Raw genomic sequence first — 19,096 nt, forward strand, 5'->3', positions numbered from 1 at the left:
ACCAATTATTGAAGACCACCTTGTGCAATCCAATGCCTTGTACGGGCAATCCCTTCTTCAAGAGATACCTCCGGTTGCCAATCCAGCAATTGTTTAGCTTTTGCTGAATTGCATAGAAGCTTTTCAATTTCACTTTGAGGATGAATATGCTCCACATGTTTGATTCGTTCAGGTTCTTTCACAATAAGTTTGGCTAGGTCATTAACGGAAATATCACTGCCAAGTCCTGCATTTACAATCTCCCCGTTCACTGCATCATTAAATCCTGCCTCTGCAACAAATCGGGCACAATCCTCAACATACAGCAAATCCCGTGTCTGCATACCCGAGCCATAAATATTCAACGTCTTACCATCCAGTTCATTTTTGATAAAAATAGCGACTACGCCGCCCTCTCCACCGGTTTTTTGAAACGGACCATACGTATTAAATGGTCTGATTACTACCGTTGGTAAATCATAAGCATGGTAATAGGAGAGCACCATATTTTCGGCTCCGATCTTAGCTCCTGCATAAGGTGAGGCTGGCTTTGTCGGATGATACTCGTCAATTCCCTTTTCATTCACGCAACGATCATATACCATACATGTGCTCATAAAAACTACCTTTGTGTTAAACTTTTTACATTGTTCCAAAATAAAAAATGTACCAACGGTATCATTATTAAAAGTAGTCCGTGGATCATCTATAGAATCCTGTACATTAATGGAAGCACCTAGATGATAACATACAGAATATTTATGATTAGCAAACAACTCAGAAAGCAAATGCTCGTCAAGGATTGTTCCTTTAACAAAAGCTTTTAGACCAGGGTGATCTTGAAATTCCGCAATGTTTGATTCGCGTCCATTTGATAAATCATCTAAAATCCAAAGATTATGACCTTCATCTAGCAAACGCTTGGCAACCCACCGCCCAATAAATCCAGCCCCACCTGTTAGTAAAATATTCACTAAACTTCCTCCCATTCAATTGGCAATCACTTTTCCGTATGGAAATTGATCTTTACGATGCTATTAACATAAATAACCGATATTTCCCATGCGATTTTCAATTTAATGTAAATCATTTATTAATAAACTATAAAACAGAGAGTCATTCCACTTTCCTTTTGACCAATGCGTTTGCCTGTGACGTCCATCCAATTGGAAACCGATATTTTCTAACATTTCTTTTTTCATCACATCAAACTCATAGATTTCACACCATAAACGATGTAAGTTCAATTCTGAAAATGCATAATTAATAAGAATCTCGGCTGCATCTCTTGCTAAATAGTGATCAATATAAGTATTATTGGAACCAATATAAATGGAGAAATCAGCACTCCGATTAATCCAATCGATATAACAGATTCCACAGGCCCCTGATAATTGTTGTGTTTCAAGTTCCTCAATGGCGAACATAATCGTATTAGGATCTTGAATCACTTTGCTTTCAAACCACTGATCTTGATTGTAATGATTTAACTCCCTATACTCTCGAAAATACTGCCTTAAACCAGGATTATTTCTCCATTCCAATAGTTTTGTAAGATCTTCTTTTTCTATGGCACGTAAACCAACACTTTTCCCTCTAAGCATCTTATTCCACCAAATCTTCCATGTATAATGCGTCGCCTTTTACTTTTCTAACAGCTAGGCGTCTACCCAAAATCTCTTTTTTATAGTGAGGCTCAATTGCGCTATGCGGAGCAGGACGTAGCGCTTCTACATCTTCCTCCCGAATACTATCTCCAATTTCCAAGTCTTTTGTTAAACGCAAGCATCTTCTCTGAATAATAACTGTATTTTTCTCATTGTCTTCTACTCTCTTGACACCATCACCTAGTGATGCTTCGAGCTCTCTTGCTCTATCAATCATTTCTCTCCAAGTAATAGGATTCATTGAAAACTTATGATCTGGTCCAACCCTGTAATTGTCATCGGTAAAATGCTTTTCTATAACCTTGGCCCCCAGAGCAATAGCACCCAGAACAGTGGCATGACCAGAAGTGTGATCTGATAATCCTAATATCATTTGCGGGTACTTTAACGCGTAGGATTGAAGAACCTTCAGGTTGATATACTTGAAGTTTTCAAGTTCCCCTGTATAATTCGTATTGCACTGAAGAAGTACAAGTTGACGTGTATGTTTCAAGGCTGTTTCTACAGCCCTCTCTACATCTTCCAAAGATGAGGCACCAGTAGCCAATATTACTGGTTTATTTTGCTTGGAAATCTCCTCAATAAATTCAGTCCAAGTAATATCACCTGATCCAATTTTATATGCGGGAATGTACCGATCCAACATCATAATGGCTTCATAGTCATAAGGTGTTGTCATAAAGTCAATCTCGGCTTCCTTTGCAGTCAATGCAAGTTCTTCGTTCCAGTCACGATTGCACTCATATTGCTTATAAGTGTCAAAAACACTCTTTTGCCATTCTGATTGATGGCTCAAGGCACTTTTTAACTCGCGGAAGCCATAGTCACTGACTATATTTTCAGCTTTGAAGTGTTGAAACTTAGCGGCATCTGCACCAGCTTCTTTTGCCAACCATATTAGTTCCTTTGCCTTCATGAGATCCCCATCATGATTAGCTGCAATATCAGCAATGAAATATGCTGGTGATTCCGCATCAATCGTTTTACCATTAATTAAAATTGAAGTATCATATCTCAAGAATGCTCAACCTCCAAATAATCTGAATAGAGCCGATTAACAACCTGCTCCATATCCGGCATTAAATAGCCCAAAAAGCGTTCTGCCTTCATTACATTAAGTCCCATACTAGTTGACCTTTGAAGCTGCTCTTCGGGAAGATAACTAATCACACGGGTATACTGTGAACTGAATTCAAACTTGTGTACCAGACTCAATATGAAATCTTTTTTACTTACCGATTCACGTGAAGCAATATTAAAAATCCCCTTTGCTTTTCTTGTTACTAAATCATACAAAATTTGGGATAAATGTGATACGGCAATACTTGAACTATAAACATTATCAAAAAGCTGTATATCTTCCTTATTCTTCAGCGAATTTAAGGCCCACTCTATAAAAGTAGGCCTTGTCTCTATCCCGCGAAACCCGACTATATTGGTTCTAATCACCAAACTATTCTCAGCAGTAAGGGCGAAGCATTCACCCGCAAATTTTGTCTTGGCATACTCATTCAGTAGTGAGACTTGTGACGATTCATCGTGCAAGATATTTTCTCGATCCGAATAGTAATGGTCTGTAGAAATCTGAACAAGATATTTATTATTTGATCTTGCATAATTAGCAAAAACAGCCACAGGTCTTGCATTTAACATGTAAGCATCTGCAGGGTTTTTTTCGCAAAATTGTAGGTTCACTATTGCCACTGTATTAATAATCACATCTGGTTCCAGCTTATTCAAAACTTCTTTTAAACTTCCTTCGTCCAAAAGATCTATATTTATATCAGCATTTTTTCGGGCTAGTGTAAATAGTTCAATATCACGTTTGCTAAAATCCTTTACTATAGCTTGACCAAGCATCCCCGTGGAACCACATAGAAGTACTCTCATATATTGAGAACCTCCTTAATTTTTATTCCCCCAACTTTTTCTGTTCAATATGATTATTAATACTTGATAATCCTGGAATTCTCTCCATTAAAGCTATGGCTTCCTTCCAATCAAAAATTTTCCCAGGTTGATAAAGGTAATTATAGATTTCCATAATCAACTTATAATCCTCAACAGTGTCCAGAGTCCATCGGTAATCCGAATAATCAATTGGCCACTTATACTCAGCTATAGAAAATTGATCCGGATGCAAATAAATATACGGGGTTACATGTTCTGTATGAATGTCATTGTATGCTCTTTGAAAACAGGTTTCCAAAGCCTGCTTAGTGAAAACTTCAGTATCCAGTCCTCTTGGGAATGTCGGTGTAGTTTTATTGCTCATATAGTCAGCATTTGTTTCCAAAAATCCTTGTATTATTTGTTCAGTGATACCAGGGTCAATGAGCGGACAATCCGAAGTAACTCTGATAATAACATCCGCTTTATACTCTACCGCTGCTTCATAGTATCTTGATAAAACATGTTCTTTGCTTCCTCTATAATAAAAAGCATCATTAGCTAGAGCTTCGTCAACAATAGCATTATCTTCATCTAATGTTGTCGTTGCAATAACGATATTATCAATAGATGGTACCTCTTTTAAACGTTCGATAACATGTGCTAGAACACTTTTCCCACATAATGGCTCTAGCACTTTTCCCGGAAGACGGGTGGAACCCATTCGAGCCTGCACAATAGCTACAATATTCATTGTATCCCCTCTAATCAAACTATATAATCTTTATTTCAGCGCATTACGTATTATTTTAAACATCAATTTATTATTTCATAAGGCTTTCACTCTTCAGCCAATCCCTAATAACTCTTTTTGATATAGGCTTCATATCTATTTCTGGGATAGACGATAAATTGTCGCTATTCTCACTTTTACTGAAAAATGGAGGAATCACATACATATTATCGGTTTCTTCTGCTACTAGAACTTCATCATTAGTCATAATCTCTTCATATCTTTTTTCTCCTGGACGAAGCCCAATCACACGTATAGCAACTTGCTCATCAATTTTATGGGAATTTGTAACTTCTTCAATTAGGACTTCTGCCAAATCTCCAATTCGTATAACAGGCATTTTAAGTACAAAGACTTCACCGCCCCTCGCTTTTTCATTGGATTGAAGAATTAGATCAATCGCTTGTGAAGGAGTCATCATGTATCGCAACATATCAGGATCTGTAATAGTGATTTCCTTTTTTTCAATAATTTGATTTTTGAATAGAGGAATTACAGATCCTCGGGATCCCATAACATTACCAAACCTCACCGAAGAGAACACTGTGATTTTTGATCCTTTTTGATACTCAGCAGCTGAAATTAGTCTCTCAGCCGTAAGCTTTGTTGCCCCATACGTATTGGTTGGCGATATAGCCTTATCTGTACTCGTGAATAGAACTTTAGTAACGTTATTCTCCAACGCTGCCTGTATTACGTTTTGTGTGCCTATTACATTGGTTTGTACTGCTTCAAAAGGGTTATACTCACATGAAGGTACATGTTTCATCGCTGCAAGATGAAATACATAATCGATGCCTTCCATTGCTCTGGAAAGACGCTTTTGATCTCTTACATCTCCAATCAAATATCTTAATTTCTGAGAATATGCTTGTAGCTCATTTCTCATTTCATATTGTTTATGCTCATCCCTGCTAAAAACTCTGATGACATTTGGTTCATCCTCTAATATGCGCCGAACCAAATGATTTCCGATCGTCCCAGTTCCACCTATGATTAGAATCTTTTTTCCTTGATAATTATATTCTGACATTGAAACTCCTCTCTGGTTGTAAACCATCCATTCTCTCTATCGACTCGCTCAAAACTTCTGTCAAAAAAGAAGACTGTTTAAGAATCTGTTGAAGTAACTCTCCCAAATGCTCTGCAATTAAATCCGATTTACGGATAATATTTATTTCAGTAATAATACTTGGGAGTTCTTTATCAAATCGGCCTATTTCCACGGGAATTAGTGTCTCATAAAGTGGATTGAACCAATCTCTATTTACGATATTCGCCCAATTCTGCTCAATCAATTCTAAGTTTTTTTGACATTTTGCTGGTTTAGTGCGGCTTAATTCCCTAATTTTATTCACTAATTTTAAAGTTTGATCTATGTCAGTTACTAAACTAAAAATATCATCTTTAGTTCGAATCAACTTTTCTTTTACCTTTTCTACTTTAGTTGAATCTAAAGTTAAACTTTTCGATTGCTCTATCAAGTTTGTAATTATATTTTTGTCTATTTCTTCCTTTTTTAGAATCTCAAATACATCCTCGGCTGGTTTCCAAGTAGATCCTTCTACTTGGGCACCATTACGAGTCGAGTTAACAAACTCAATTTCAGGAAGTATAGCAATCAGATTTTCAATTCGCTCCTTCATTTGCAGGAAACCAGCGGTTGTTCGATTATACTCTCCATTAACATTGATAACATTATGCTCTGCTTTCTTAATAGTTTCATCGATGTAACCTTGATCCGCGTGATTAATTCCTTCAGCGTAGAACTGCTCCCCAGGGAAGGATAAATCCTGTCCCATCAAAATGATGCGTGTACATCCCAACCAAGCTGCTGCCTGAATTGCCGTACCTGCTACAGTGGGATTAGGATGTAAGATCTTCTCCTTTTGCCCTATATCCATAAAGTAACTTGTTACGTCGTCGTTGTTCAGAACCCCATAAATGAGCCCATCTTCTTTAGCATCAGATACTTGATAATAAGCAGTTGAGGCAAATAAAAGAGGAGCCCTCTTAGCCTCTTCACTGGAAAAAATTTTCGAATTAATCTCTCCACCATCCATTACAATCGCAAGATGAGGCTCAATTCCATGCTTTGCAAGAGCTTGTATGCTTGAACCTGCAGAAATAATGATAGCATGTTGCTTCAACTTCTCAAGCCAATGTATATCCTTCTCCAATGATGGTCCAGAAGATACTACGATCGCTGTAGCTCCTTTTAATTGCCCAATTACTTGATTGAGAGAAGGTATTTTCAACATTGTTGGTATTTGAAATAAACTATTTCGTATCCAGTCATGACGAAAAAGATCTCGGACGTTTTGATTTGACTCAAAAATCTTTTTATAATCCAAATATTTATTCTTCGTGGATTGCAAGACCTCAATCTGTTGCTCAATATAATAGCGAGAAGCCACAAACGCCATTTCATTCTGTATATGAGTAGACATAATTGAAAACAAATTATCTAACTGTTTATTCCCAACTGAAATAGCATAGATATTGGGATGTTCAAGCACAAAAGTTAAATCTATATGATGCATAGCATTTATAAACGATTGCTCATCGGGTTCATACACAAAAAATATCCGATCCGGATATAGTTCAACTAGATCACTCAATCCTAATCCCTGACCAAAGCCATAAACGAAAATGGATTTTAAGCCCCCAACTGATGCTTCAACTGCAGCTAGCCACTCATGATCCTTCTCTAATGATTCTGTTAGTTTAAGTCCATCTTGTACAAATTCTTTTATAATAAAATTTTCTTCTAAAACGTGTGGGAAACGTTTTTTAATTACAGCTAAATTCCGTTCGTAGTTCAGCATGATAACAACCACCATTCATATTTTTACTTCTATTTACATTATCGGTTACGGCTTTCTAGAAATGAAGTCGGCAAAAGCAAAAAAACCCCTTTTACGAAAGGGATTTTATACCATATAGTATTCCTATATTTTTAATTTCTTTTATCTATAAAAAGGCCATCCATTGTGTACTGATTCTGGTAACCTCTTTGCTGGACACGTGCTCCACCGAATTGTCTAAGCTGCTCTGCCGACTCCTCTTTGAGGAAGTGCATTCTAGCCCTTATGAGGATATCACTCTCCAGTATTTCATTTATATACTGTTTATCAAATTCATTAACTTGAGAACGGTAAGGTTCCATCGCAAGGACCAAACCCTCACGCCGATCAAGAAACTCGACAAAATCTTCTTCAGACCAATCATACATATTGTTTAGCGCTTCATCTGTATCATGCCTTATCCTCTCCAATAACTCAGACAACCCGCTTTGCTCAGTCATACGACTGCCCCACCAATATTCTTACTTGCTTCAACCCAAGTCTCTCTAAGATCTACTAAATACTCAAGGACTTCTTGGGCTTGTGAGATATTTTTATGGACATTAGACTCTATGAGTAAATGAAGCATGTATTCATACACACGGATAAGATCATTGGAGATAGTAAAAGAGAAATCCAACGATGAGATAAGCTCATTGATAATCCCTTGCGCTTTACACAAGTTATTGTTTGCCTTTTCATAGTTTCTTTGTTCAATTCCTTCAATACCAGACTTCACAAATCGAATGGCACCATCATACAGCATTATCAACAGCTTGGGCTTCGAAGCCGTCTGTGCCTGGGCCTGTTGATATTTCTGATAAGGTGAATTAATCAATGGTTACCCTCCTTCACTACAAATAACTAGCTATACTTGACGAAATATTATTGTACTTGTTAATCGCTGTCTCCATGGCTGTAAACTTCTTATAATAATTTGTTTCTTTCATACTAATCTTGGAGGTCAATTCGCTTATTCTTCTATCCATCCCTAACAACTGAGTCCCCATGGTACTGTTTGACAAGAAAGACGCTGTCAGATCGGAGCTGTACTTGGAAGTTCCTGCAGTCTCTGCTAGCTTGATCACAGCTGTATTAGATATCTTCCGCATGCGAGCAAAAATACCATCGTTCTCCGTATAACTGTTGTTTACTGTTGAATTGGAATAGTTTTGTCCGAAAAAGGTATTCACAATATCAGGATTTTTCTCAAGTGATGCTTTTAATTTGTCGTTGTCCAGGAGAAGTTTGCCCTTTGTTTCATATGTCCCCGTAGACATTCCCAGATCCGCAAAGCTGATTTTGGAACCATCTGACAGAGTGACTCCCTGAACCATGGCCGCTCTCATATCTGAAATGGCAGAAGTTAATATGCTATCATTTTTAAGCATCCCGCTCTTAGCCTTGGAAGTCCATAGTTCAATCTCGTCATCCGTCATGGCACTTTTCTCATCCGAAGAAAGTGGAGTATATTTAGAATATCGCTCTTCATTTGTTTTACCATTCATAAAAGTCAAAAGTTCGTTATACGTATCGACGAAACTCTGAACCGTTGCAACTATGGAATCTACATCTTTTGAGACCGTGATCGTTGTGGCCTGGTCATTACTTACACTATTTAAGGTGAGCTCTACTCCATTTACTGTGAGGTTATTACTTGAGCTAGTCATAGTAACACCATTGACTTTCAATGAAGCATCTTCTCCTCCAGTTAAGCTTGAATCAAGCTTAAGCGCAGTAAATATGCTTCCTGTCAAATCAACCTCCTTGTTCCCCGTTGTTTTACTAGTTAATGATACCTTACCAGTGGTACTATCCAGTACTGCTGTGACTCCAGCCGAGCTACTGTTTATCTTGGATATAAATGAGCCTAATGTTGTATCCTCTGTAACATCTGTAATGGTAGTATCACCGATCTTAATCGTGTCACTACTAAATCCAGTAAGATTAGATAGTTTAACATTGCTCCAATTGGTTATCGATGCATCCGTTTTGGTAGGATTCCCAGTTGAAACGGTTCTTGCCGCTGTAGCCATTTGGGATATACTTACCTCCATTACTCCACTTGCAGAGGAAGTAGCATTAGCGGTTACAGCAGTTTTATTTCCTGTAGTGGTTGCTTTTTGAGCATTTAGGGAGGTGCTTTTACTTAGGTTGGATAATTTATCCTGTATGAAGGAAACCAACTTCACACTGGTTTCTCTGTAATTGTCCCGTTTCCACTCCAGCAGCTGCTTTTGTTGATTCAGCTTAGTGAGAGGTTGGCTATCCGCCTTAACCAAATTTTTGACTAGTGTGTCTATATCCATCCCTGAAGCCAAACCAGAAATTCGTGTTACCATTTTGACGTCCTCCTATACCTTTTTATCGATAATAATTCCTGTGATCTCCATCATATGCGCGGCCAAATCTAAAATTTTCTCAGGCGGCACTTCTCTGATTAAATCCCCCGTCGCTTTGTTAAGCACCTTAATCATGATAGCTTGAGTCTCTTCATGAACAGAGATTTCAAACGATTTTTGCGGTCCTTGAATAGCTTCAATAGCTTTATTTAATTCATTTATGGTCTCTTTCTGACTTTCATTCATCTCGGCAATGCTTGTGAATCGGTTAACTATTTCTTGAGATTTCTGCCCCTGCTCCATAGAAACCGTTTCTCTCTTAGCTGAGGCTTTGAACTGAATGTCTCCCTTGCTTGCAGTACTGGACGAGTTGATACTACCCATAACCATCCTCCTAAAATTGCAAATAGATAAATTACACATTTTAGCTACTGAACTGTTACTGTATATATCGGTAAATTCAAAAAAAAATTAATAAGAAGCAAAAAAAAAAGAGCCCTGCATCAAAGTGCAGAGCTCTAAGTTTAAAGATAAAATTAACGAAGCAAGGACAATACACCTTGTGGCGCAGAGTTTGCTTGTGCAAGCATGGATTGCGAAGCTTGCAGCAGGATATTGTTTTTGGACAAAGCAACCATTTCTTTAGCCATGTCTGTATCACGAATACGGGATTCGGATGCAGTCAGGTTCTCAACAGTTGTACCCAAGTTGTTGGAAGTGTATTCCAAACGGTTTTGAACCGCACCCAGGTTAGAACGTTGTGTAGCTACTTTAGTGATTGCATCGCTGATGTTAGTAAGCGTGGTAGTAGAACTCAGGCCACTGAAACCAGTTCTGCTAACACCAGCAATAGAAATTTGGAAAGCACTATCGTCAGCTTGGATTTTCACAGTATCAGTAATTTTAATTCCGTTGAATGTAGTATTAGTCATGATCGCATCAATTTGCGATCCCAGTTGATTCAATTCGGAATTGATATTGGAGATATCACTAGCGCTATACGTACCATTTTCTGCTTGTACATTCAGTTCTTTCATACGAGTCAACATGGAGGAAACTTCATTCATTGCGCCCTCAGCTGTTTGTGCGAATGAGATACCGTCTTGAACGTTACGTTGAGCTTGCTCCAAGCCACGGATTTGACCGCGCATTTTTTCGGAGATGGAGAGACCAGCAGCATCGTCAGCTGCACGGTTGATACGCAGACCGGAAGACAATTTCTCCATGTTTTTGCTAGCTGCTGAATTGTTCAGACCCATATTACGGTGTGTGTTAACCGCTGGTAAGTTGTGATTGATAATCATTGTTTATTTCCTCCCTGAAATGGTTATATGCCCACATCCATGTGGTATTAGCGTCTTCACAGGTCGGCCGCCCTGAAGAATTACCGCCTTAATATATATATCGACGCCATGCCATATTTTGTTTATAGCCATTTCAACTTTTTTTCTATTTTTCATCATAATTTTTCGGACTGAAGTAACTCTTCAATATTAATCAGTTATTTTCCCGAATTCTTTTATCGTTTTTTGCAATGTTACTAGGTTCATCGCCGCATTTTGATTGTTTTGCTCGATCGCGTCAAGAACTTCCTTACGATAAATCTCAATATCCCTCGGAGCTGTTATACCAAGTTTCACATTCTCTCCGTCTACGGATAGCACTGTCAGTACGATATCATCTGAAATGACAATCGATTCGCCCTTTTTACGTGTAAGTACTAACATTAGATGTCACCATCCTTGTTGATTGAATCTTCATCTCTCCATAATGCATGTTTGGTTTTGTACTCGGTATTTTGCAGTACAATTTGTTTACCCCATTTTTTTTGTTTATTGAACACAATTGGAGCCAGAAAGTTTGCTGTAGCATTACTAATTTCATCATGTAAAGTGACAATACAACGGACCTCCACATCATCTGGATCTATTACACCAAGATCCTCTACATTTTCAGGAGAAAGTTCAAACTCATAATCCGGATGAAAATCAAATGGATTTACGGTCACAAAGGCTACAGCCAATTCTTCAACTGAACTAAAGAGACTGAATACTTCGTCATGCTGCTGCAAATCGAAGGATTTCAGTTCTTCAAAACCCGGAATACCTTTATGAAAAGTATATGTTTCCTTTACCATCTGTTCTTCAGTTGTATCTACTTTATTATGCTGATTCATTTTTGTTCACCCTCCCAAAATTAGTAAAAAAAGCTACGGACTCTTCTCTGTCCATAGCTTACTGTGTATTCTAGATTAAAATCAATTATTATCTCATGAAGTCCATCAGGGAAGGTTGCATGATCTGAGCAGAAGATTTAAGCGCTGCTTCATAGATCGTCTGTGCAGAAGTAGCTTGTATCATAAGGCTAGCCACATCTGCATCCTCTGTCTTGGATTGGAGAGTGGTGAAGTTCAGGTCTTGATCTTGCAAACGGTTTTGAACCAACTCGATTCGATTGGTCCGTGCGCCAACCTCTGAGAGAGAAGCCTGCATTTTAGTTGAACGGGACTCAATATTTTGCAATTGCTGCTGCACTCCGGCTTGATCCCCACTGTTTAATGCCGCTGAGAGATTATCGATGATTCTGAATATATTATCCGTATCACCTTTATTACCGAAGAAATCTGCCCCCGAGCTGTTAATTTGGAAAGTGACCTGTTCACTAATAGAGTAAAGAACTCCTTGTGTATCCGTCTCCACATCCGCATAATCGATTACTGTTCCCGATAATTCATAGGGGGCCTTATCGTATGTTTGACCATTAAAAATGAATTTCCCACGAATCTGAGTATTACCAATATCCACAAGATGTTTCTTCAATTCCTCTACTTCCAGATTAACAGCTTCAAGATCAGAATCAGACAAGGTTCCGTTGGAGCCTTGAACTGCCAGTTCTTTCAATCTTTTCGCTACATCCAGTGCTTGCTGCATATTTGAATCCGTCGCATCCAACCAGCTTACCGCTGCATCCGTATTAGATTGGTACTGCTCATTTGCCGCCAACTCTGCACGGTAACGGAGCGCGTAAGTCACACCAACGGGATCATCGGATGGTTTATTGATTTTGCGCCCTGTGGAAATCTGGTTGGACATGTTATCCATACGGTTCAGGTTGCGGTTCAGGTTGCTAAGCATCTGAGTGCTCATCATTCCTGAGGTTACGCGAATAGCCATTATTGGTTACCCCTCTCTACGTCTTAGCGACCGACTACACCGGTGCTGTTAATGAGTTTGTTAAGCAGTTCATCGTAAGCAGTCATAAAACGGGCAGCTGCACTATACGCGTGCTGAAACTTGATCAAGTTACTCATTTCTTCATCTAGCGATACTCCGCTTACCGATTGACGATTCAAGTCAACCTGTTCAGTGAGGAGTTGAGCATTTTGTGCTTGACGGTTAGCTTCTTGGGTCTGTACACCAAGTTGTCCTACAATTGCGCCGAAAAAGTCATCTACCGTGGTTGGTTTGGACAATGCCGATCCAAAATCAAATTTTGCATCTTTTAAGCCAGCTAAAGCCAGCGCCAGGCTATTATTCCCCAGTACTACACTCTCACTTGTACCTGTTCCGGTCGTACGCATCGAAGTTGCGATGTTATTCGGATCATTTTGGATATCTTTACTTAATGTAATATTCCCAGCCGTGATCGTTCCTGAACCGTCTTTGGTTGTAAAAAAGTCCCCGCCCGCAGTTGGTGTACTCCCACTAAGCGTATAACCCAGTTTATGAAGCCCATTAATCCCTTGAACCGTCACTTTCAAATCTGACGTTAACGTTCTATTGTTATTGGCATCTGAATAGGTCACATTGTTGAAAACCGTGCCGTTAGGCAATACGGATCCAGCAGGAAGGGTAATCTCAATATCCCCGGTTGCGAGTGTATTCGCCAGTTGATTGATTTGATTACGATAGTCTGCTACATATTGATCACGGGAATGGATCATTCCGTAGACTTCGCCACCAGTTAAAGTCCCCGCTTGATAGGCATTCTCTAAAATATCAGCCGTGACAGGAACCACCGCAGCTCCAGTGACTGCTACTTGGCCTGCAATCGTTACCTGGTAGCCACTATCCAGTTCTGTTATCTGAACGCCTGCAATCTTGGAGAGCTGGTCTACGGCGTAATCACGTTGGTCACGCAAATCATTGGCATTGTCTCCGAGTTGCTCCACTTTTACGATGTTGTTGTTCAGATCCGCTATGGACTGCAAATATGAGTTGATCTCAGTGGTTTTTAACGAAATGTTATTGGTCAAATCACTAGTCAGTGCATCCAATTGGAGACTGATTTGATTTAAACCATCTGTTAACGCCAAAGTTGTCTCTTTCACAATTTTGCGGTTTGTAACATCCTGTGGATCTTGACTAAGATCGGACCAAGAGTTCCAGAAGTTATTCAGCACTGTGCGAATACCCGTATCCGAAGGCTCATTCATGATGGTTTCAAGCTTTTCAAGTGTACTATTACGAATGGTCCATCCTCCAAGAGAGGTGTTCTCATTACGGAATTGCCCGTCCAGAAAAGATTCACGAACACGCATAATTGAGTTAAACTCCACACCCGTTCCAAGCTGACCTGGTGCTGTTGTACGGTAAAATGCCACTGCATCGATTGGATCTGCTGCCGTCATGTTGACAACTTGTCGTGAATAACCTGGTGTATTCGCATTGGCAACGTTATGTCCTGTTGTGTTCAAAGCGGCCGTTTGTGTGATCAGACTGCGTTTGGCCGTTTCAATTGAATGAAATGTTGAAGCCATATTATTTTTCCCCCATTGTTAACCACGAGTATCAAAAAGACCAGAGCGAGCTATACCATAAGATTTCTCTAAAGGATTCTGATACGTGGCTTCTGATTCAGCATGAAATGACATTGTCTCAATAAAAAAGTCGATGTACGAGAGCGACTGCTTGATAAGCTGTTGATTGGATTCATTAAGATATTTCACCTTTTGTAGCACATCTGTTAATGAAGTTTGAGCTTGAAGAAGCCTCTTTTTCTCTGCGGTATCAAAGACCAGTCTTGTCAACTCACTAATGGTCAGATTTAACTTGGACTTAATACCACGTCCCTCCAGAAACTGGTGGACAGCCAGAAATCTTTGCTGTTCGATCAACTCAATCCTTTTCAGCAGTTTAGATTCCTGGTTAATTAGAGAAATCAGTATATCAACTTTGTTGGCAACAACTGCTTCCTTCTTCCGTTCCCCCAGCTCAAGCATCTCCACATGTGCGGCTTCCAACTGTTCAAGTACATCAATTATCGATTCAATTGCCATGTGTCCTCCTATTGATTAGGGAAGTTCTTAAAGTATGGAGCGAGCTTCTCGGCAAGCTTCTGGCTGTCTACTTGATAAGTTCCCGAATTTACCTGTTCCTTTAATTCTTGAATACGTTGTATACGTCCTGCATCCTGTGTACGACCTTGTTCCTCAAGCATCTTCATCGCCTCCGGAGAAATGGATACTTCGTCCTTACGGCGGCTCTTTTTGGCATCAGCCTGCTGATTGGATTCAACGTTTCTCTGATAGGAATTGATAGCACCAATTCTATTTGGTTCATTGATTTTCATACAAACTACACTTCCTTTACCCTAGGATTTTTTACATTATCTTTATGTTATTGAATGATTGAGATAATAAAAAAAACCGATAATCTTTAATAAGTTTATCGGTACGTTCCAAAACATTTGTTATAGCAAAAACTGTATTTAAGCCCTCGCTCCTATGAATCGCGCAGTTTGTCGACAGCATTGTAGGCTCGCCCGCCTATATTATTGTTATCCTTCTGACCTACTTCACGGGCTGCTCCTGCCAAATCTTTGGTCAAGCGGCTTCGACATGAATCACACATATGTCCTTCACGAATCAGCGTTCCACATACTTCACAAGGATACATCATGTTAGGGGCGTTTTCGATGGAAATCCGACCCTCCCGAATAAAGCGGGTGATTTGCTTAATCGAAATCTCCGTTGCATCGGATAATTCCTGTATATTGGTGCCTTTATTCTCACGTAGGTAGTCTACACATGTCTGGTATTCCTGCTCAATTTCTTTGATACAGTTCGAACATACATCCCGAAAATTCAACGCATATAATCTGCCGCAGCGAGGACAATTACCCAGATTCATTGCTAAAACGCCCCTCTCAAACTTCTACTACGTATACTTTACTTTATAACGTCTTTTCAAGTCTACTTTTTAATATCATACCAAAAATATGAGAAAAAGGCTGCGTCAATGCGCAACCTGTTCCTCAGAATGGAATGTTTATTTTAATGTCTTCACGGTAAGTAACGTGGTCCAGTCACTTAAATTCGAACCACTTATTGCGCGAATGCGATACTTGTGTGCACTCCCCGCAACTAATCCAGAATGTACAAATAAGTGTTCATCTGCGATCCCTACAATATTCCCATCTGCTTCAATTTCATATGATGTAGCGCCTGGGACAGCAACCCACGTCAGTGTAATGGACGCATTCGTCTGAATCCCTTTTAATATCGGCGTTACAAGTTTGGTTAAGCCCAATACTTGTTCGCTCCATGTGCTTACGCCTGCTGCATTTTTGGATCGTATTCTAAAAACATGATCCGTGTCAGATAAAAGATTGCTTTTAATATAGCTTGTACCAGATATAGAAACAGTAACGCCATCCACTTCCAAATCATACGCAGTTGCACCTTTAACAGCATTCCATTTTAGGGTTATTGATTTATTGGTAGAGGCAGTAACGTATAATCCGGTTACAACGTCGGGTTGCGTCACTTGAGAAACGATTCCCGTCCAAGCGCTATCGTTAGTATCACTTAATGCACGAATACGATATTTATGTGATTCTCCCGGGTTTAATCCCTCAACAATGTACGTAGGATCAATAGATCTGCCAACGACGTTCCCATCCATCTCTATTTCGTAATATGAAGCCCCTTTAATGAGTTGCCAAAATAATTGAGTGTCTTTTGATGAGAAAGAATTTGTCTTAAGTACAGGAGTAACTAATTGAGTCAAACCCAATACAGAATTACTCCAGCTTCCTACTTCCAGTTTGTTTTTGGTTCTTACCCGGAAAGTATGCTGCGAATCAGGTGTAAGTCCTGTCTTCGTATAGGATGTGCCTGATACTGAAACTAATTTGCCGTCGATCTCCAGTTCATACCCCGTGGCACCACTCACAGCCTGCCAACTGACTTTAATTTGGTTGGATTTAGCTTCTATGATCCTCAAACCACTCTCATAATCGGATACAGTAAGTTGTGTATAGGTATTACTCCAAAGACTCTCGTTATCAGAAGAGAACGCCTTGAGTTTGTAGGAGTGGTTGGACCCCGGTACCAAATCTGCATGATCATATGAATTCGTATTATTCAGCTGAATCGGTTCATCCTCATCAATTTGCAACTGGTAGAAATCCGCATCTCCTATAGGTGACCATTGAATTGTATTTTTTCTTGCCACTGGAATAACGTTCAGAGAAGGCTTGCTTAATAATGTTTTTACTGAATAAGTATCACTCCACTCACTTGCTCCAAACGAATTCACTGCTCTTACTCTATAGTCATAGACTGAGTTCGAATTCAAAGAATTATCAACCCACGTATTTATGTACGATTTTCCTTTTAAAGTTCCATTGACTTCTACTTCATAAGAAGTTACCTTATTTGATTTACTCCAACTAAGTTCAACCGAACCATCACTCACTTTAGCTACCAATTCGGTCGGGATTTCAATCGGCACAGTAGGTTCTTCCACTTCTACTATTTCAGGTATAAATGAATAATTTTCCTCACTCGAATAATAGTATGGGTTAATGTTGGAAACCAAATCTACGACTTGACCTGTTTCGGCATTAATCACCAGACTCAGAGGTTCGACCTGCGTGTCATACACATCAATCGGAGTCACGTTTCCTAATGGATCGGTTTCAGAAAATAGCCAATCTCCGTTCACAAAATCAACTTGGTGATATTCCTCCCAAAGTTTATTGAATTCAACAACAAAAGCATGCTTAACTTCTCCTGTATAAGTTGAATGATATGTCCCAAAAGAAACTTGAGAAATGTCGTTAGTCTCTCCTGCAATTAACTGGCTTTTAAATGAAGGTAATGTAGACGTTGGAATATTCTCAGACCTTTGCCACCGTAATTGAACTTGATTCATATTTGATTTCAATTTACCTTCTTGGACATACAGAACAAACTGAGAATCATTACTAAAGTAAAGTACGCCTCCTTGAACCGATGCGGCATATGCCCGGCTCCCCCCGTACACGCCAAACTGTCCGAATACCAGCAATAGCACCAGTAAACGGACGGTCCATAAGTAAAACCCATTTTTTCTTTTTCCTGCACCCACTGTTGTTCTCTCCTTCAAAAGATATGTTGTGCCACTCCCTGTGCTGTCACCTATGGTGAACGGCAGAACTATCTATTCTACAAGGTAGAATGAATTCCTCTTTTTTACATGTAAAAATATTCTTATTTAATATATATTCATAATTTCGTTAAACAACAGATATACAAATCATATGTGTGTATATGAAAATCCATAATAGTGATAACGCTGTACATACAAGAACGTACTTTCTCTTTTCTATATAAAAGATATTAATTATTATGATCATATGATTTGAGTATGATAGCCATTTATTAAGTCTATTTACATATATTCCGGTCAGGATCTCGCCAAAGTCAGCGTGTAAATTTCGATTGGAATGTTTATGGAATATCCAGCGTTCAAGGTCACCTGTCCACAGGCATCCAAGGTGCTACCCGTTGTGTAAATATCATCGATTAATAGCAAGCGTAAAGGAGCAACTTGCCAGCCTTGTGGGGTTGATCTGAAATGTGAAGAGACTCCTTCTCCAATGGCGTATGAATTTGTTGCTGGCTGTGAATGCATGTCCTTGTGCGCGAACTGTGAGTTAGCTTGATAGAGGTCGAACATCGTCTCCATTCCAGATGGCTGAATTGCAAATGCATCCTGCATTGTTTGGATACGCTCGCCGCGTGTTTTGAAGCTTTGTTTGGTGGTGTTGATCCGACGCTGCAGCAGATCAACTACAGGTAGGCGGACGGCTGCGGCAAGTCCTGTTGCGAGCCGCTCGGCCTGGTTGAAGCCGCGCTCGGCAAGGCGTTCGTCGCTGACGGGGACATAGGTCACCGCGTCTGGCCGCCATCGCGGCTTATTGTTTTGGAGCAGCGACTGGCGGCTGCGGGTCGCTGCTCCGGGATGAGCGTGCGTGTAGTACGCGTCTGAGCTGTGGCTGTTGTGATGCGCGTGTATATGCACGGGCGCTAACGCGGCAGGTAAGTGAACGGGCGCGTGCGCTGTTACGCGCCCGCTAGGTTGGTGAAAGAATGCGTTTGTTGACGCGCTCGAGCCGGGTGGATGTGAGTTGGCATCCAACCAGTATTGAGCAGGCGTGGCGGGATGAGCCACGGGGGCCAGGGTTTCTTTTGCCAAAACAGGGTTGAGTTCTTCAATCATTGCTTGAAATGCTTGAATAATTAGTGCCGTTAACAGTGGCGCGTAGCGCTCGTGGCCTCTGAATTTGTACATCCCAATCCATTCCTTCATT

General features: G+C 39.9%; 21 protein-coding genes. All 21 read right to left on the reverse strand.

All coding sequences use genetic code 11. The features are described from left to right. Window positions 1–5: 5 nt before the first annotated feature. The 21 genes from G3352_RS16160 to G3352_RS16260 all read right to left on the reverse strand — a co-directional run bounded on the left by G3352_RS16160 (window position 6) and on the right by G3352_RS16260 (window position 19,095). Complete coding sequence (locus tag G3352_RS16160) at window positions 6–953, reverse strand: GDP-mannose 4,6-dehydratase (protein ID WP_163757989.1); 948 nt, start codon at window positions 951–953, stop codon at window positions 6–8. Window positions 954–1,055: 102 nt separating this feature from the next. Further along, complete coding sequence (locus tag G3352_RS16165) at window positions 1,056–1,583, reverse strand: GNAT family N-acetyltransferase (protein ID WP_163757991.1); 528 nt, start codon at window positions 1,581–1,583, stop codon at window positions 1,056–1,058. Window position 1,584: 1 nt separating this feature from the next. Continuing rightward, on the reverse strand, window positions 1,585–2,664 hold the full coding sequence (locus G3352_RS16170) for an N-acetylneuraminate synthase family protein (protein WP_163757993.1): 1,080 nt from the start codon (window positions 2,662–2,664) through the stop codon (window positions 1,585–1,587). Further along, window positions 2,661–3,536: an SDR family oxidoreductase gene (locus G3352_RS16175; protein WP_163758001.1), complete on the reverse strand. Its 876-nt coding sequence runs from the start codon at window positions 3,534–3,536 to the stop codon at window positions 2,661–2,663. The genes G3352_RS16170 and G3352_RS16175 overlap by 4 nt, the downstream gene beginning before the upstream one ends. Window positions 3,537–3,558: 22 nt before the next feature. Next, the gene (locus G3352_RS16180) at window positions 3,559–4,290 is read right to left on the reverse strand and encodes a cytidylyltransferase domain-containing protein (RefSeq protein WP_163758003.1); all 732 of its coding nucleotides are present in this window, start codon (window positions 4,288–4,290) and stop codon (window positions 3,559–3,561) included. A 70-nt stretch (window positions 4,291–4,360) separates the two neighbouring features. Beyond that, entirely contained in the window at window positions 4,361–5,362 is a 1,002-nt protein-coding gene (locus G3352_RS16185) for a UDP-N-acetylglucosamine 4,6-dehydratase family protein (RefSeq protein ID WP_163758005.1), read from the reverse strand. After that, window positions 5,349–7,157 carry a motility associated factor glycosyltransferase family protein gene (locus G3352_RS16190; protein WP_163758006.1) on the reverse strand — a complete coding sequence of 603 codons (1,809 nt, stop codon included), beginning with the start codon at window positions 7,155–7,157 and terminating at the stop codon, window positions 5,349–5,351. The genes G3352_RS16185 and G3352_RS16190 overlap by 14 nt, the downstream gene beginning before the upstream one ends. A 131-nt stretch (window positions 7,158–7,288) precedes the next feature. Beyond that, complete coding sequence (locus tag G3352_RS16195; RefSeq protein ID WP_163758008.1) at window positions 7,289–7,636, reverse strand: hypothetical protein; 348 nt, start codon at window positions 7,634–7,636, stop codon at window positions 7,289–7,291. Continuing rightward, window positions 7,633–8,013 (reverse strand): flagellar export chaperone FliS, encoded by a 381-nt coding sequence (gene fliS / locus G3352_RS16200; protein WP_163758010.1) that lies wholly within the window; start codon window positions 8,011–8,013, stop codon window positions 7,633–7,635. The genes G3352_RS16195 and fliS overlap by 4 nt, the downstream gene beginning before the upstream one ends. A gap of 16 nt (window positions 8,014–8,029) precedes the next feature. Next, window positions 8,030–9,517, reverse strand: a complete 1,488-nt coding sequence (gene fliD / locus G3352_RS16205) for a flagellar filament capping protein FliD (protein ID WP_163758013.1) — start codon at window positions 9,515–9,517, stop codon at window positions 8,030–8,032. A gap of 12 nt (window positions 9,518–9,529) precedes the next feature. Next, window positions 9,530–9,901 (reverse strand): flagellar protein FlaG, encoded by a 372-nt coding sequence (locus tag G3352_RS16210; protein ID WP_163758014.1) that lies wholly within the window; start codon window positions 9,899–9,901, stop codon window positions 9,530–9,532. Window positions 9,902–10,053: 152 nt separating this feature from the next. Beyond that, window positions 10,054–10,821 carry a flagellin N-terminal helical domain-containing protein gene (locus G3352_RS16215; protein WP_163758016.1) on the reverse strand — a complete coding sequence of 256 codons (768 nt, stop codon included), beginning with the start codon at window positions 10,819–10,821 and terminating at the stop codon, window positions 10,054–10,056. Window positions 10,822–11,010: 189 nt separating this feature from the next. Then, a complete protein-coding gene (gene csrA, locus G3352_RS16220) occupies window positions 11,011–11,244 on the reverse strand; it encodes a carbon storage regulator CsrA (protein WP_163758018.1) in 234 nt (77 codons plus the stop codon). Continuing rightward, window positions 11,244–11,693 carry a flagellar assembly protein FliW gene (locus G3352_RS16225; protein WP_163758021.1) on the reverse strand — a complete coding sequence of 150 codons (450 nt, stop codon included), beginning with the start codon at window positions 11,691–11,693 and terminating at the stop codon, window positions 11,244–11,246. The genes csrA and G3352_RS16225 overlap by 1 nt, the downstream gene beginning before the upstream one ends. A gap of 88 nt (window positions 11,694–11,781) precedes the next feature. Next, entirely contained in the window at window positions 11,782–12,690 is a 909-nt protein-coding gene (flgL, locus tag G3352_RS16230; protein WP_163758023.1) for a flagellar hook-associated protein FlgL, read from the reverse strand. Window positions 12,691–12,713: 23 nt separating this feature from the next. Next, window positions 12,714–14,276, reverse strand: a complete 1,563-nt coding sequence (flgK, locus tag G3352_RS16235) for a flagellar hook-associated protein FlgK (protein WP_163758025.1) — start codon at window positions 14,274–14,276, stop codon at window positions 12,714–12,716. Window positions 14,277–14,294: 18 nt separating this feature from the next. Continuing rightward, on the reverse strand, window positions 14,295–14,795 hold the full coding sequence (locus tag G3352_RS16240; protein WP_090903542.1) for a flagellar protein FlgN: 501 nt from the start codon (window positions 14,793–14,795) through the stop codon (window positions 14,295–14,297). A gap of 8 nt (window positions 14,796–14,803) precedes the next feature. Next, a complete protein-coding gene (gene flgM, locus G3352_RS16245) occupies window positions 14,804–15,088 on the reverse strand; it encodes a flagellar biosynthesis anti-sigma factor FlgM (protein ID WP_062329757.1) in 285 nt (94 codons plus the stop codon). A gap of 152 nt (window positions 15,089–15,240) precedes the next feature. Further along, complete coding sequence (locus G3352_RS16250) at window positions 15,241–15,648, reverse strand: TIGR03826 family flagellar region protein (RefSeq protein WP_064641917.1); 408 nt, start codon at window positions 15,646–15,648, stop codon at window positions 15,241–15,243. 138 nt (window positions 15,649–15,786) lie between these two features. Further along, a complete protein-coding gene (locus tag G3352_RS16255; protein ID WP_163758027.1) occupies window positions 15,787–17,871 on the reverse strand; it encodes a fibronectin type III domain-containing protein in 2,085 nt (694 codons plus the stop codon). A gap of 318 nt (window positions 17,872–18,189) precedes the next feature. Next, on the reverse strand, window positions 18,190–19,095 hold the full coding sequence (locus tag G3352_RS16260) for a ComF family protein (protein WP_205524898.1): 906 nt from the start codon (window positions 19,093–19,095) through the stop codon (window positions 18,190–18,192). Window position 19,096: the final 1 nt, after the last annotated feature.

This window comes from Paenibacillus sp. ALJ109b, from assembly GCF_010747435.1.
GTDB classification, from domain to species: Bacteria; Bacillota; Bacilli; order Paenibacillales; family Paenibacillaceae; genus Paenibacillus; species Paenibacillus taichungensis.